The sequence below is a fragment of the Metabacillus indicus genome, assembly GCF_046603695.1.
Classification (GTDB): domain Bacteria; phylum Bacillota; class Bacilli; order Bacillales; family Bacillaceae; genus Bacillus_P; species Bacillus_P indicus.
Window position 1 is genome coordinate 1,788,725 of sequence record NZ_CP176757.1, and the last position, 16,088, is coordinate 1,804,812.

Annotated in this window: 13 protein-coding genes and 1 other annotated feature; all 13 genes read left to right on the forward strand. The window is 44.8% G+C overall.

Annotation, left to right across the window (positions count from 1 at the left end; all coding sequences use genetic code 11):
• The first annotated feature begins 324 nt into the window (after nt 1–324).
• The 13 genes from ACK1LH_RS08960 (at nt 325) to ACK1LH_RS09020 (ending at nt 16,070) form a co-directional block, all read left to right on the forward strand.
• Entirely contained in the window at nt 325–4,626 is a 4,302-nt protein-coding gene (locus ACK1LH_RS08960) for a S8 family serine peptidase (protein WP_411334962.1), read from the forward strand.
• Nucleotides 4,627–4,885: 259 nt separating this feature from the next.
• Nucleotides 4,886–5,815, forward strand: a complete 930-nt coding sequence (spoIIGA, locus tag ACK1LH_RS08965) for a sigma-E processing peptidase SpoIIGA (RefSeq protein ID WP_029284994.1) — start codon at nt 4,886–4,888, stop codon at nt 5,813–5,815.
• 443 nt (nt 5,816–6,258) lie between these two features.
• Nucleotides 6,259–6,978, forward strand: coding sequence for an RNA polymerase sporulation sigma factor SigE (gene sigE, locus ACK1LH_RS08970; protein ID WP_029284992.1), 720 nt, complete (start codon nt 6,259–6,261; stop codon nt 6,976–6,978).
• A 72-nt stretch (nt 6,979–7,050) separates the two neighbouring features.
• Nucleotides 7,051–7,899 carry an RNA polymerase sporulation sigma factor SigG gene (sigG, locus tag ACK1LH_RS08975; RefSeq protein ID WP_087946299.1) on the forward strand — a complete coding sequence of 283 codons (849 nt, stop codon included), beginning with the start codon at nt 7,051–7,053 and terminating at the stop codon, nt 7,897–7,899.
• Nucleotides 7,900–7,989: 90 nt separating this feature from the next.
• A complete protein-coding gene (locus ACK1LH_RS08980) occupies nt 7,990–8,253 on the forward strand; it encodes a YlmC/YmxH family sporulation protein (protein ID WP_029284990.1) in 264 nt (87 codons plus the stop codon).
• 87 nt (nt 8,254–8,340) lie between these two features.
• Nucleotides 8,341–9,180, forward strand: coding sequence for a peptidoglycan editing factor PgeF (gene pgeF, locus ACK1LH_RS08985; protein WP_411334963.1), 840 nt, complete (start codon nt 8,341–8,343; stop codon nt 9,178–9,180).
• Nucleotides 9,177–9,845, forward strand: a complete 669-nt coding sequence (locus ACK1LH_RS08990; protein ID WP_411334964.1) for a YggS family pyridoxal phosphate-dependent enzyme — start codon at nt 9,177–9,179, stop codon at nt 9,843–9,845. Before pgeF ends, ACK1LH_RS08990 begins: the two co-directional genes overlap by 4 nt.
• 21 nt (nt 9,846–9,866) lie before the next feature.
• Complete coding sequence (locus tag ACK1LH_RS08995) at nt 9,867–10,307, forward strand: cell division protein SepF (RefSeq protein WP_029284987.1); 441 nt, start codon at nt 9,867–9,869, stop codon at nt 10,305–10,307.
• Between the two features lie 6 nt (nt 10,308–10,313).
• A complete protein-coding gene (locus ACK1LH_RS09000; RefSeq protein WP_029284986.1) occupies nt 10,314–10,577 on the forward strand; it encodes a YggT family protein in 264 nt (87 codons plus the stop codon).
• Nucleotides 10,578–10,662: 85 nt separating this feature from the next.
• A complete protein-coding gene (locus ACK1LH_RS09005) occupies nt 10,663–11,433 on the forward strand; it encodes an RNA-binding protein (RefSeq protein WP_411334965.1) in 771 nt (256 codons plus the stop codon).
• A gap of 96 nt (nt 11,434–11,529) precedes the next feature.
• A complete protein-coding gene (locus ACK1LH_RS09010; RefSeq protein WP_029284984.1) occupies nt 11,530–12,042 on the forward strand; it encodes a DivIVA domain-containing protein in 513 nt (170 codons plus the stop codon).
• Between the two features lie 52 nt (nt 12,043–12,094).
• Nucleotides 12,095–12,326, forward strand: a binding site (T-box leader).
• 60 nt (nt 12,327–12,386) lie between these two features.
• Entirely contained in the window at nt 12,387–15,158 is a 2,772-nt protein-coding gene (ileS, locus tag ACK1LH_RS09015) for an isoleucine--tRNA ligase (protein ID WP_411334966.1), read from the forward strand.
• Nucleotides 15,159–15,698: 540 nt separating this feature from the next.
• Nucleotides 15,699–16,070 (forward strand): TraR/DksA family transcriptional regulator, encoded by a 372-nt coding sequence (locus ACK1LH_RS09020; RefSeq protein ID WP_029281480.1) that lies wholly within the window; start codon nt 15,699–15,701, stop codon nt 16,068–16,070.
• Nucleotides 16,071–16,088 lie beyond the last annotated feature (18 nt).

Consider the following 16,088-nt stretch of genomic DNA (forward strand, 5'->3'; position numbering starts at 1 on the left):
ATAAATTAGGTAAAATGTGTTTATTTTTACAGGCTGGTCTTCCCCATAGTCCGAATGTCCTTTCAAATAATCGGTGTGAATCCCTGTGTTCATCGCCTTTTTAATAGAGTAAAAAAAGACAGGCGTTCCTTCGTCATGATTTACATAACTTTCCATATAAGTAAAATCGATCATTTCTGCAAAAGGGATATTTTGGGTGCAAATAATGACAAAATTTTCAAAAAACTTTCTTTACATTTAGTGTAACAGCTCAGAACGTACATACATTTCAGAGGGAGGGAGGATGCGGAACTGCCTACACCATTATAAGGGGGAATTGAAAGAATGCCGAAGAAATTTGTGAAATCGCTCAGTTTTTTGTCAATCATGATCCTGCTTTTAACCTTGCTTGCGCCAAGTGTGTCAATTGCAAGCACAAACGTCAGCACATCTGTTAAAAATCAAAAAAACATAACGGCTGATAAAGTTTCAAAGAAGGTTGCAGAATCTTTCAAGAAAGAAGAAAAGGTGACGTTTCTCATTAAGCTGAAAGAACAAGTTGATACAGCAAAAGCTGCAAAAAATGCTGCAAAAGCTGAATCCAAAGCAGTTCAGTCTAAATATGAGAAACGGTCGGCTGTCGTTTCTTCCCTTCGTGCAAAAGCCTTTGAAACTCAGCATAATCTGAAAACATACTTAACGAAAGAAGAAAAAGCCGGAAATGCGAAGGACATAAAGTCTTTCTATATCGTAAACGGAATGGCTGTTACGGCTACTAAGGAAGTGATGGAAAAGGTCGCATCTTTCCCGGAAGTGGACAAGGTGCTTCCAAATGAAGTCCGGCAGCTGCATAAGGTTAAAGAGAAAGCAGCAGGTAAACAGACAGAAGCAAACGCCTCTCCTGCAGCAACAGAGTGGAACATCAATCAAGTTGGTGCTCCTGCAGCATGGGAGATGGGCATCGACGGCAGCGGAACCGTTGTTGCTTCGATTGATACAGGTGTTCAATGGGACCACCCGGCATTAAAAGAAAAATACCGCGGCTACAATCCATCTGCACCAAATGCACCTGATCACGAGTTCAGCTGGTTTGATGCTACAGCAAATCAGGAAGCGCCTTATGACGATGATGGGCATGGAACGCACGTAACAGGCACGATGGTAGGCGCAGAGCCGAACGGCAATAACCAAATCGGTGTTGCACCAGGTGCAAAGTGGATTGCTGTCAAAGCATTTACTGCAAATGGCGGAACAGATGCAGATTTGCTTGAGGCAGGAGAGTGGATTCTTGCTCCTAAAGATGCAGCCGGAAATCCGCACCCTGAAATGGCGCCGGATGTAGTCAACAACTCCTGGGGAGGCGGACCAGGGCTTGATGAATGGTACAGGCCGATGGTCAATGCATGGCGCGCTGCAGACATCTTTCCGGAATTCTCTGCAGGCAACACGACATTATTTAACCCGGGAGGTCCGGGATCGATTGCCAACCCGGCAAACTATCCTGAATCCTTTGCAACAGGTGCAACAGACATCAACAACCAATTAGGAAGCTTTTCGCTTCAGGGACCGTCACCTTATAATGAAACAAAGCCTGATATTTCAGCACCGGGCGTAAACATCCGGTCATCTGTTCCAGGCGGAGTTTATGAAGGCGGCTGGAATGGTACATCAATGGCAGGACCTCACGTTTCGGCTGTAGCAGCCCTGCTGAGGCAGGTTGATTCCTCCATTACGGTAGAGGAAATCGAAAACGTACTGACAACTACAGCAACACCACTTACGGATTCAACTTTTACAAACTCACCTAATAACGGATATGGCCATGGACTGGTAAATGCCTATGATGCGGTTTCCTCTCTGATGACAGGTCTTGGAAAAGTAAAAGGACAGGTTGCCAAAGAAGGAGAAGATGCAGAGGCTCCGGTTATGGAACATACAGGGCCTGCAGAGGCATTCGCGGGTATGAATCTTCCATTAACGGTGAATGTATCCGATAATATCAGCGTGACAAACGTCTCCCTTCATTACCAAAGCAATGGCGGACAATGGCAGACAGCTGAAGCTGCCAGAGTGTCGGGTGATTTCCTTGATGGAAATTACGAAGCAGTCATTCCTGGTGAGGCATTAGAAGAAGGAACACTTGTATATAAGTGGAAAGCTGTTGATTTTGGCGCAAATGAAGTGGTATCAGAAGAATATGAAATCGCCGTTCAGCCAGGCATTACGACTGGCTATGAGCAGGATTTTGAATCAGGCGCTGCAGGATGGACTTCTTACGGAGTGAAAAACAGCTGGGAGCATGGAGCACCTGTAAACGGCCCGGGGAATGCAGCTTCAGGTGAAAACGTTTTTGCGACCAACCTTGACGGCGATTACGAAAACGGGGCAAACATGAATTTGCTTATGCCTCCAATTGATTTGCCGGCAGAAGGAGCTGCGTTCCTTCAATTCAAGCAGTGGCATGAACTTGAAAACCGGTATGATTATGGACATGTTTTCGTTTCAACCGATCAGGAAACATGGACTCAGGCATTACGGGTAAACGGGGTCACTGAAAACTGGATGGATGGACAGGTAGACCTTAGCGGGTATGCAGGAGAGCGCATTTATGTTGCGTTCAACGTTACATCGGACGGCAGCGTCGTAAAAGACGGATGGTACATTGACGATGTAAAACTATCAGATACTCCGATTGAAATTCAGAACAAAGCGTCACTTGGAGTTGAAGGCAAATCTGCAACTGCAGATAAAGCTTCAAAAGAGAAAAAGGAAAAAGTGTATCCGAACAAAATCAAACCCGCACCGTTCACTGCTGCCAAAGGATCAACTGACCATGCACAGCCTGCTGCCCTTCCAATGAGAGCAGAAGTAAGCATTGTTGAAACAGGAAGATCGACATACTCTAGCCTTCAGGACGGCAGCTATGAAATCGTTCATGGTGCAGGAGAATTTACTCTCCAGGCAGAAGCATACGGATTTGCGACAGAAACCATGCCGATTACAATTGAAAACGACGGCATCACAGAAGCAAACTTTGTTCTAGAAGAACTTCCTCAAGGAACAGTGAGCGGAGTAGTGACAAATGAAGCAACAGGCGAGCCGGTTGCAAACGCGACCCTTCTGCTTGTTGAAGATGCCGCCATTACTCCTGTTCAAACGAATGAACAAGGGGAATATTCAATTGAAGCCTACGAAGGAGACTATACGCTGAAAGCGATGGCACCTTCTTATTATGCCAAGGACACAAGCATCACGATCGATGCAGAACAGACAACTGTTCAAAATATTACGCTTAAGCCGTTCATCGGGTACCCGGGTGAGATCGGATATGACGACGGGACAGCTGAAAACGCCAGAGCATTTAATGCAGCAGGCAATGGCTGGGCTGTGAAAATGTCTCTTGCTGAAGGAAACGAGAGAGCGATGGTAACGGGCGGACTGTTCAGGTTCTGGGATACAGAATGGCCTGTACCTGGAGGCACTGAATTCCAGGTTGCCATTTACGATGCTTCAGGAACGGACGGTGCACCGGGCAAAAAGCTTGCCGGACCGATCAATGCAGAAGCGCTGCGCAACGGAGAATGGACAATGGTCAACTTGCTTGACCAGGGCGTAGTTGTGGATGGCGATTTCTATATGGTTTACATTCAAACGAAAGCAAACCCTAATTCGCCTGGGCTTGCAACAGATGAAGATGGCGAAAATGCCGGACGCAGCTGGCAGATGGTCAGCGGAGCCTGGTCACCTTCACCTGCTGAAGAAGGAAACTACATGATCAGGGCGATTGTGGACTATGAAGTGACTGCTCCGGAAATTACCTCACCTAAAGACGGTTCGTTCACAAATAAAGAAACGGCTGTTGTAGAGGGGAAAGCATCACCGACAACCACTGTTCATATTTACAATGGTGAAACAGAGGCAGCTTCTGTGCAAGCTACAGAAACCGGCACATTCCGGGCAGAAGTCATGCTGAATACAGGCGAAAATGTTCTGACTGCCAAGTCCAGCACAGATGCAGGCATGACAGATGCATCTAATGCAGTAAAAGTGACGCTGGACAAAACCAAACCGGTATTCACCGTTGAAAATCCTAAAGACGGACAAAAGCTGAACACGGAAGCATTAACGGTCAGCGGAACCGTTGCAGATGATAATCTGGACTGGATAAAAGTTAATGGACAAAAAGCTGCCGTCAAGGACGGCAAATTCTCTAAACGGATTCTGCTTGAAAACGGAGAGAATGTAATAACCGTTCTTGCAGCAGACAAAGCAGGAAACCGTTTGAAGAAAACCGTTAAAGTATATGTGAAATATGATGCACCGGTCATTGAAAATCTAAAACCTGCCGAGGATAAATACATCAAGTCAGGTGAAAGCGTGAAAATAGAATTTGACAGCGAAGAAGATCTGGATGCAACGTTCGTTCTTCATATGCCGCTTACAAATGCGCGAATCCAGAATGCAACAGAGCTTCCGCTGAGAGAAACATCACCAGGACATTACGAGGGCTATTACACGGCAACATCCAATATGAAAGCTGACGGTGCGAGAATCGAAGTCATTGCAAAAGATGACTTTGGCAACGAAACAAGAGCCGTCGCAGAAGGCAAACTGTTTATAAACGGCAAAAAACCTGCAAATAAATAAGCTCACAAAGAACTCTCATTCCGGTTGCGGAATGAGAGTTTTTGTTTTTTATATACATAACTCATGTTCATACAGAATTCCATATGCCAATCCACTCTTTTCCATCGACAAATAGCAGCGATATCTATCAAAAATACTCTATTTTATCGGCAGTAACTGACAGACTTCACCTGCTGGGCTCAGCTATACTATTACTATCCAATCGGACAGCGCCCTTATTTTTTCTTAGATGTGAAAACCTCAGGGGAAGGAGTTTAACGTGGCCATATATTTGGATGTCATCTGGTTTTTGAATTTTTCTTTTGATCTTTTCCTGCTGCTTTTGACGGCTATATTGCTGAAGCAGAAACTGATGAAGATCAGGATTTTGATTGGAGCCTTGATTGGATCTGGCATCGTTGTCCTTCTGTTCACACCTTTTGCACCCATTGCAACGCATCCTTTAGGCAAATTATCCGTTTCTGTCTTTATGATTTTGGCAGCCTTTGGTTTTAAGAGGTTTAAGTACTTCGCCAAGTGTCTGCTTACTTTTTATTTCGTTACTTTTATGGTAGGCGGGGCCATGATGGGGGCCCATTATTTTATTCAGACGGAAATCGGATTTGCAGACGGAATTTTAATGACAAACTCAGGAGGTTTCGGCGATCCAGTCAGCTGGCTGTTTGTCATCGCCGGCTTTCCTGCAGCCTGGTATTTTTCAAGAAAGAGGCTCGATGATCTTGAAATGAAAAAGATTCAATATGACATGATCGTCTCGGTTTACGTCAGGATTGGTGAAGCATCGTTTACACTGAAGGGCCTGATTGACAGCGGAAATCAGCTTTATGATCCCATCTCAAAGTCCCCGGTCATGATTGCAGATGCCAATAAGCTGAAAGGGCATCTTCCGGATGCGCTGCTTGATATAGCGCTTCAGGAAGATGTGATGACGGCTCTAACCGCGTCAAGTGAATCTCATTCTATGGATAACAGAGTAAGAATTATTCCGTTTCGAGTCGTTGGAAAATCAAATCAGTTTTTGATTGGTTTAAAACCGGATGAGGTCATCGTGACAACAAAAGATGAAACGATTCTTGCTTCAAAAACGATTATCGGGCTGAACCGAACAAGCCTGTCGCCTGAAGGGGAATATGACTGCATCGTTCATCCGAAAATGCTTCAGAGCGGAGCCGTGCAGGACGTTTCATAACGGTTTTTCCGAACGCAGTGACAAGTGCCACCAAAACAGGATTTAAAATCGAATGATGGTTTCAAACTTTGCAATCAGTGCCACCAAAACAAAATTCCAACCGCTTGATGGTACCGAACTCAGGTATAAGTGCCATCAAAACAGAATTTCAACCGCTTGATGGTCCCGAACGCACCGATAAGTGCCATCAAAACAGAATTCCAACCGCTTGATGGTCCCGAACGCACCGATAAGTGCCATCAAAACAGAATTTCAACACCTTGGTGGTACCGAACTCAGGTATAAGTGCCATCAAAACAGAATTTCAACCGCTTGATGGTCCCGAACGCACCGATAAGTGCCATCAAACCAAAATCTCACCCGTTTGATGGTTCTGAACACAGCGATATCGTTATCCTGTAGTAGTGTACTCAGCTGTAAAGGAAAATAGAAGGGAGAGAATTATGAAAAAACTAAAATTGCAGATTACGTATCTCTGGTATAAATTACTGATGAAGCTGGGCCTGAAAACAGATGAAATCCACTATATAGGAGGAAGCGAAGCACTGCCGCCCCCGCTTACAAAGGATGAAGAAGAAGTCCTTCTGAAAAAACTGCCGGGAGGCGATCAGGCGGCACGCTCCATTCTGATTGAAAGAAATTTAAGACTTGTCGTCTATATTGCCAGAAAGTTTGAGAATACAGGCATTAACATTGAAGATTTGATCAGCATCGGAACAATTGGACTGATCAAAGCTGTCAACACCTTCAATCCGGAAAAGAAAATCAAGCTTGCAACCTATGCATCACGATGCATCGAGAATGAAATCCTGATGTATCTGAGAAGAAACAACAAGATCCGGTCTGAAGTTTCATTTGATGAACCATTGAATATCGACTGGGACGGAAACGAGCTGCTGCTGTCGGATGTTCTCGGAACCGAGGAGGACATCATCACAAAAGATCTTGAAGCCAATGTGGACCGCAAACTTCTCCTTAAAGCTCTTCAGCAGCTGAATGACCGGGAAAAGCAGATCATGGAACTGCGTTTTGGCCTTCAGGGAGGAGAAGAAAAAACGCAGAAAGATGTCGCGGATATGCTTGGGATCTCCCAGTCTTACATATCCAGGCTTGAGAAGAGAATTATCAAAAGATTGCGCAAAGAATTCAATAAAATGGTCTAAAAAAATATTATCCGCCGAATTTCCAGTTCCTGTATGCTTCGGAGTCACTTTCGTGATTTTTGGCTTTTGGACATGTGCATATTTTTCCCACCTAAGGAGATACTTAACTCTGTACAGCAGCTCCTGTTAGGAGGGAAAGATGTGGCAAGAAATAAAGTTGAAATATGCGGAGTAGATACTTCCAAACTTCCAGTCCTGAAAAATGAGGAAATGAGAATCCTGTTCCGCGAGATGCAAAGCGGTAATTCGGATGCACGGGAAAAGCTCGTGAACGGGAATCTTCGCTTGGTTTTGAGCGTCATTCAGCGATTTAACAACCGCGGTGAGTTTGTCGATGACCTGTTTCAAGTTGGCTGTATTGGACTTATGAAATCCATTGATAATTTCGATCTTGGCCAGAATGTAAAATTTTCAACTTATGCTGTACCGATGATTATTGGAGAGATCAGGCGCTATCTGCGCGATAACAATCCGATCCGGGTTTCCAGATCTCTTCGTGATATTGCCTACAAAGCTTTGCAGGTCAGGGAACAATTGATGAGCAAAACCTCAAGAGAACCGACAGCGGAAGAAATATCCCGGGTACTGGAAGTCCCGCATGAAGAAATCGTCTTTGCACTGGATGCCATCCAGGACCCGGTGTCGCTTTTTGAACCGATCTACAACGATGGCGGAGATCCAATCTATGTCATGGATCAGCTCAGTGACGAAAAAAACCGCGATTCACACTGGATTGAAGAAATTGCTTTAAAAGAGGGAATGCGCAGGCTTAATGAGCGTGAAAAACTCATATTGAGAAAACGGTTCTTCCAGGGAAAAACCCAAATGGAAGTGGCGGAGGAAATCGGCATCTCACAAGCGCAGGTATCAAGGCTTGAAAAAGCTGCTATCAAACAAATGAATAAGAATATACAGAACTAGAGCCGTCTTCAGACGGCTCTTTTTCATGAACTTGAGGGAATAGAACGCTCACATTCATACATATAGTTAAGTAGACGGGGGGCGGATGCGATGATGAATATATCTGAATTTCAGACTAAAGATGTTGTCAATGTTTCAGATGGAAAGAAGCTCGGAATGGTATCGGATTTTGATATAAATGTAACGACGGGGAAGATTCAGGCAGTCTTTATAAGCGGGCCGGGCAAAGTTCTCGGTTTTTTCGGCAAGGAGGAAGAAGTCATCGTACCGTGGAGGAACATTGTCAAAATCGGAGAAGATGTGATTTTAGTCCGTGTAAATAGGGAAATAGACCAAAACAGCGAATTAATTTAACAATCTTTCTGTCGGAATGGGAAAGATGTGGTAAAATATAGTCGTATATAAAATGCTTAGAACAGCAAACAGAAGGAATGATCATTTATGACTCAGAATCCGCTTAACCTTCAGCATGAGACATACTTAAACAGCCCGGACTGGGAACAATTAAATGAAGATCTCATTATCGGATTTACAACAAAAAACGGTGGAGTCTCAAGCGGTCACTTTCAGTCTCTGAATCTTGGCCTTCATGTCCACGACGATCCCGGATGCGTAACAGAAAACAGAAAGATCCTTGCATCAGCCGTGAATATGCCTCTTGAACATTGGGTGTATGCAGACCAGGTTCATGACAGCAGCATTTATAAAGCACGCAAGGAAGACCGTTCAAAAGGGACAATGAATTATGCTTCGGCTGTTCCGGAAACAGACGGCCTTTACACAGATGAAGAAGACCTGATGCTTTCTCTCTGCTACGCAGACTGTGTGCCTCTTTTCTTCTATGAACCTGAAAAAAGGCTGGTCGGCACTGCTCATGCAGGCTGGAAAGGTTCAGTCCTTGATATCGGAGGCAAAATGGCAAGAACGTGGACTCAGAACGAAGGCGTCCCGGCAAAATCCATTTACGCCATCATCGGACCATCCATCGGAACTTGCTGCTATACAGTTGATGATTATGTCATTGATAGAGTAAACAACGCGCTGTCTAAAGATTTCCCTTCTCCATATGAAGAGGTGTCTGCCGGGCAGTATTCACTTGACTTAAAGCTGCTCAACAAATATTTGCTTTTGAAAGCAGGACTGAGTGAGTCCCGCATATTGACAAGTCCGCTTTGTACAAGCTGCGAATCTTCCCTGTTTTTTTCACACAGGAGAGATCAGGGCAAAACCGGAAGAATGGCTGGATTTATCGGTTTAAAGGGGAGGCAAAAACAACTGTGAGCGTGAAACAGAATTTAGAGGAAATACGTGCCAGAATTAAACATACATGCAGTAAAACAGACCGCAATCCGGATGAGATCAGCCTGATTGCCGTCACGAAATATGTCTGCATCGAACGGGCGAAAGAAGCTGTTGAAGCAGGCATTGCCCATCTTGGCGAAAACAGAAACGAAGGTCTTGCCGAAAAATATGAAGCTATTGGCAACAGCGCTTCATGGCATTTTATCGGAACCCTTCAGACGAGAAAAGTAAAAGACATGATTGATAAAGCAGACTACATACATTCCCTGGACAGGCTTTCGCTAGCTAAAGAAATTGATAAACGGGCCGATGATAAAGTAAAGTGCTTCATTCAGGTGAATACGTCGGGAGAAGAATCCAAGCATGGCATGACACCTGAGGAAGTTCTCCCATTTGTTAAGGAGCTTGAGAATTATCCGAACATTCTTGTCGTCGGGTTAATGACTATGGCACCTAACACAGATGATGAACATGTATTGAGAGAATCCTTCAAAAGGCTCCGTACATTGCGCGGGGAAGTAACATCCCTTCATCTGCCGTATGCACCTTGCAGTGAGCTTTCTATGGGAATGTCGAATGACTTTGAAATAGCGGTTGAAGAAGGCGCTACTTTCATCCGCATCGGCTCAGCCCTGGTTGGATAAGAAATCGGAGGTGTCACGTACATGAGTATTAAAAATAAGTTTAAAAGCTTTTTTGCCCTTGATGAGGAGGAATATGAATACGTTGAGCAGGAGAGGCATCAGGACTATGATTACGAGGAAGAACAGCCGTTTACTCCAAAGCCGCAGCAGACCAAACAGAATGTTGTCAGTTTGCAAAGTGTTCAGAAATCATCTAAAGTGGTTTTATGCGAGCCGAGGGTATACGCCGAAGCACAGGATGTTGCCGATCAGCTGAAGAACAGACGGGCAGTTGTTGTCAATCTGCAGCGCATTCAGCATGACCAGGCAAAGCGCATTGTAGACTTTTTAAGCGGAACTGTGTACGCTATAGGTGGAGACATTCAGAAAATAGGAGCGAATATTTTCCTGTGCACACCGGATAACGTTGATGTTGCAGGCTCGATTTCAGAAATTGTCTCGGAAGAAGATCAGAGGTGGTAAAAATAAATGGGCGTAGTAGCTGATGTTTTATTTACGTTGTTGCAGGTTTATTCTTATGCGATTATTATTTACATCTTGCTTTCATGGTTTCCGAATGCAAGAGAAAGCAGTTTCGGACAGCTGCTTGCTAAAATTGTAGAGCCGTACCTTGAACCTTTCCGCAGGTTTATTCCGCCGCTTGGCATGATTGACATCTCACCAATTGTTGCACTTCTTGCTCTGCGATTTGCAGGATACGGGCTTAACTCGATTTTCACAATGATTGGATAAGATACAGGCGGTGCCGTACATAACGGCACTGTTTTCATTTTGGCATCAATTTATAAGAGCTTAACGAAAAGGCTGGAAGATTAATATGGACCACATTTATCAGCACTTCAGACAGGAAGAACGGCATTTTATCGATCAGGCTTCAGAATGGAAAGAAAGTGTCATGAACAGCTATGCTCCAAAATTGACGGATTTTCTTGACCCGAGAGAGCAGGAAATGGTTAAAGCAGTCGTCGGATCAAGCACGGATGTGTGTCTTCAGTTTTCGGGAGAGAATATGGAACGAAAACGGGCTTTGCTTTATCCGGACTACTTTGTTCCTTCCCATGAGGATTTCCAGCTTTCCCTGCTTGAAATCGGATATCCGTCTAAGTTTGTTAGCATCGAACACCGGCAAGTACTGGGTGCTTTAATGTCACTCGGGCTCAAACGGTCAAAATTCGGCGATCTGCTGTTTTCCGGCGACCGGATACAGCTGGTTGCTGCAAAAGAAACAGAATCTTTTCTTTTGATGAATCTGACTGAAATCGGCCGGGCAAAAGTTTCGCTGAGCGCACTTGACTGGAGTGAGCGCATCCTCCATGTGGAAGAAATGCTGGAAAAAACAGCGACCGTCAGTTCCTTAAGGCTTGATGCTGTTGCAGCATCTGTTTATAACATTTCCCGGCAAAAAATCGGCGCGCTTGTTCAGACGGGTTATGTGAAAGTAAACTTTCGGGTCATCGAGCAGCCGTCATTTGAATGCAGAGAGGGAGACACGCTTTCTGTCAGAGGCCACGGCAGATCCAAACTATTGTCGATTGATGGCAGGACAAAGAAAGATAAGTGGAAAATTTCATATGGCATTCAAAAATAAATTTGGGAAATTAGAAGGATTTTTGCCTTTTCTGTCAAAATATGAATTATACTTGAAGAAAGATCGATTGATCAATACATACTGGAGGTGGCAGAAGTGCCGTTAACACCGCTTGATATTCATAACAAAGAATTTAACAAAGGGTTCCGGGGCTATGACGAGGACGAAGTCAATGAGTTCCTCGACCAGGTCATCAAAGATTATGAGCTTGCCATCCGCGAGAAAAAAGAACTCGAAAACAAAGTGACTGAACTTAATGAACGCATTGGTCATTTTTCAAATATCGAGGAAACACTCAATAAATCCATTCTTGTAGCGCAGGAGGCTGCTGAGGAAGTCCGCCGCCACGCACAAAAGGAAGCTAAGCTGATTGTGAAGGAAGCAGAGAAAAACGCTGACCGGATCATTAATGAATCTCTTTCTAAATCAAGAAAAATAGCTGTGGAAATTGAAGAGCTGAAAAAGCAGTCGAAAGTTTTCAGAACACGCTTCCAGATGCTGATTGAAGCACAGCTTGACCTTCTTAAAAATGATGACTGGGATCACCTCCTTGAGTATGAACTTGAATCATTATACGAGGAACGCGAAGAATCAAAGGTACAGTCTTGACTTTGAAGCACCATTTCACATATAATTTGATGACTACTATTAAATAAATGATTAAAAAACCATGACAGGGACAGTAGCAGTATGAAATCTTTTAAAGCGAGCCGGAGTTGGTGCGAGTCCGGCAAAGAAGCAAACTTGCGAAAATCACCCTCGAGTTTTTTTGCTGAACCTATAGAATCAGTAAGCAAAAACGCGTTATTCACGTTACGAATCTCAAAGAGGATAAGCAGTTTTTTTAGCTTATCTAAAAGGGTGGTACCGCGAGAAACCTTCTCGTCCCTTCTGGGATGAGAAGGTTTTTTGTGTTTTCTCTGCCCCATTACAAACTGTCTGGAGGAATACCGATGGAGTACAAAGATACCCTGCTGATGCCGAAAACCGAATTTCCGATGAGAGGAAACCTTCCTAACCGCGAACCGCAAATTCAGGAAAAATGGGAAGAAATGACGATTTACCAAAAAGTTCAGGAGCGCACAAAAGACCGCCCGATGTTTATTCTTCATGACGGACCGCCGTATGCAAATGGAGATATCCACATGGGCCATGCACTGAACAAAGTGCTGAAGGATTTTATCGTCCGCTATAAATCAATTAGCGGATACAACGCTCCGTATGTTCCGGGCTGGGACACACATGGTCTGCCGATTGAAACGGCTCTTACTAAAAACAAAAAAGTAAACCGCAAAGAATTAAGTGTAGCTGAATTCCGCAAGCTGTGCGCAGAGTATGCATGGGAGCAAATCAACAATCAGCGTGAGCAGTTTAAGCGTCTCGGTGTTCGCGGTGACTGGGAAAACCCTTATGTGACGCTGAATCCGGAGTATGAAGCCCAGCAGATCAAAGTGTTCGGGGAAATGGCGAAGAAAGGGTACATCTATAAAGGATTAAAGCCGGTTTACTGGTCACCTTCAAGTGAGTCTGCTCTTGCAGAAGCTGAAATCGAGTATTATGACAAACGCTCTGCTTCTATTTATGTAGCATTTACTGTTGCACAGGGAAATGAAGTGCTGAGCGGCGGAGAAAAAATCATTATCTGGACGACTACTCCGTGGACGATTCCTGCAAACCTTGGCATTGCTGTTCATCCGGACCTTGAGTATACGGTGGCAGATGCAGGTGGGGAATCATTCGTTGTTGCATCAGCATTGCTTGAAACGGTAGCTAAAGAACTCGGATGGGAAGACTATAAGGCTGTCAAAACATTCAAAGGCGCAGAGATCGAAAGAGTGTCTGCAAAGCATCCGCTGTATGACCGCGAATCCCTCGTTGTTCTGGGCGAACATGTTACGACAGATGCCGGTACCGGCTGCGTTCATACTGCACCTGGCCATGGGGAAGATGACTTTATCGTCGGTCAGAAATACGGTCTTGGTGTTCTTTGTCCGGTTGATGAAAAGGGACATATGACAAGCGAAGCTCCAGGGTTTGAAGGCATGTTCTATGATGCGGCAAACAAGCCGATTACAGAAAAGCTTGAAGAAGCAGGCGCACTGCTTAAGCTTTCGTTCATCACACACTCATACCCTCATGACTGGAGAACGAAAAAACCGACAATTTTCCGTGCAACTGCCCAGTGGTTTGCATCCATCAAGGATTTCCGCGAGGATCTTCTTCAGGCGGTAAAAGATACGAAATGGGTACCTGCCTGGGGCGAGACAAGATTGTTCAACATGGTTCGCGACCGCGGGGACTGGTGTATTTCTAGACAGCGTGCATGGGGAGTTCCGATTCCTGTCTTTTATGCAGAAAATGGAGAGCCGATCATTACGGATGAAACAATCGATCATGTATCCGGCCTGTTCCGCGAGCACGGTTCAAACATCTGGTTTGAACGTGAAACAAAAGATCTTCTTCCTGAGGGATTCACGCATCCTGGCAGCCCGAATGGAAACTTCACGAAAGAACAGGACATCATGGATGTCTGGTTCGACTCTGGTTCATCGCATCAGGCAGTATTGCTTGAAAGAGATGATCTGCAGCGTCCGGCAGACCTTTATTTGGAAGGCTCTGATCAATACCGCGGCTGGTTTAACTCTTCCCTGTCCACAGGTGTTGCTGTAACAGGAAAAGCTCCATATAAAGGCGTTCTCAGCCATGGTTTTGCCCTGGACGGAGAAGGACGCAAAATGAGTAAATCTCTTGGGAACGTTGTGCTGCCTTCAAAAGTTATGAACCAGCTTGGGGGAGACATTCTTCGTCTTTGGGTTGCTTCTGTTGACTACCAGGCTGATGTAAGAGTTTCAGACAACATTCTGAAGCAAGTGGCTGAGGTGTACAGAAAAATCCGCAATACTTTCCGTTTCCTTCTTGGAAACCTTGCTGATTTTAATCCGGAAACAGATGCCCTCGCGTTTGACGAGCTTCGCGATGTTGACCGTTACATGATGGTTAAGCTGAACAAGCTGACAGACAAAGTGAAAAAATCGTATGAAGACTATGAGTTCGCGGCCATCTTCCATGCGGTTCATAATTTCTGCACGATCGAACTGAGCTCCTTCTATCTGGATTTCGCTAAAGATGTTCTCTACATCGAAGCTCCTGATAACAAAGAGCGCCGCGCCATTCAGACCGTTCTTTATGACACGCTGCTTTCACTTGTCAAGCTGGTTGCTCCAATTCTTCCTCACACGGCTGATGAAGTATGGGCACACATTGACTCTGTTTCAGAAGAAAGCGTTCAGCTGACAGATATGCCTGAAAGCAAAGAAATTGCCGGCGCTGACCTGCTTGAGAAGAAATGGGATGCTTTCATGGAGCTTCGCGATGATGTCTTAAAGGCACTTGAAGAAGCCCGCAATGAAAAAGTAATCGGCAAATCGCTGACTGCAAGCATCGAAGTATATGCGAACGGTGAAGCGAAACAATTGCTCCAATCCATTGATGAAAACTTAAAGCAGCTGTTCATTGTATCAGGCTTTAAGCTTGCAGGTAATTATGAGGACGCTCCTGAGGATGCACATACTTGCGAAAAAGTAAAAATCACCGTTAAGCCTGCTGAAGGCGAAACATGTGAAAGATGCTGGGTTGTCACAACCGATGTGGGCGAAAATGAAAATCATAAAACACTCTGCACGCGCTGTGCAGCGATTGTTGACGAACATTATACGACTGCTTAAACACATAGAAAAACCGCTGAATTGATCAGCGGTTTTTTTTGTGTGCACTCCTATTGACTAAACGGCTGATTCCGCTTTTCGTGGTGTCCAGCTCCATCAGCCAACTCCTCCGACAGAACAAAATCCCCAAAAAAGGCGGGACCCGTACTTTTCCGGTGATTTCTTATCTGACTGAAAGGGTTAAACGGTCGGCTCCGCTTTTCGCGGTGTCCAGCTCCATCAGCCAACTCCTCCGTCAGAACAAAATCCCCCAAAAAGTCAAACCCGGACTTTTAGGGGGATTTCTTTTCTGCCTGTCGGAGCTAAACGGCTGATTCCGCTTTTCGTGGTGTCCAGCTCCATCGCCCAACTCCTCTGTCAGAACGGAACCGTCGGCAAAGGCAAAAAGCGCCTTTACCGCCGTTTCCTTATCTGACTCCCGGAGCTAAACGGGCGATTCCGCTTTTCTTATTCCCTCCACAGGAAAATTCTTATCAGCGTGAGGGCCTTCAATCCGGATAGACTATAGGTACAAAGCCAAGCCACAAGGAGATGTCCGCTATGAGTATAGATGCTATCTGGCATGAGCTTCAATTGATGCAGCGAGAGCTTAAGTCAAGGCTTTTTGATCATTGTCTGTTTGATATGGAGACAGAACAGCCTCATTTATTTTATCCATACAAAGAAAAAACAATTATGGGACATGTGAAAGAAGAGCTGAACGACGTTGAGAGAGCGCTCCTTAAAATAAAAAACGGAACGTACGGCATTTGTGAAGAAACCGGACTTGCAATTGAACTTGAAAAATTAGCGATTATCCCCACTGCAAGAAGCATACATGATTTTGCTTTTCAGGAACTGTATGAACGAAAATCCCTGCCTCATACTTATTATCATCCATCCCTTTATTTAGAAGCAGAAGAATATCAGTAATACCTTCAGACAAGCTTT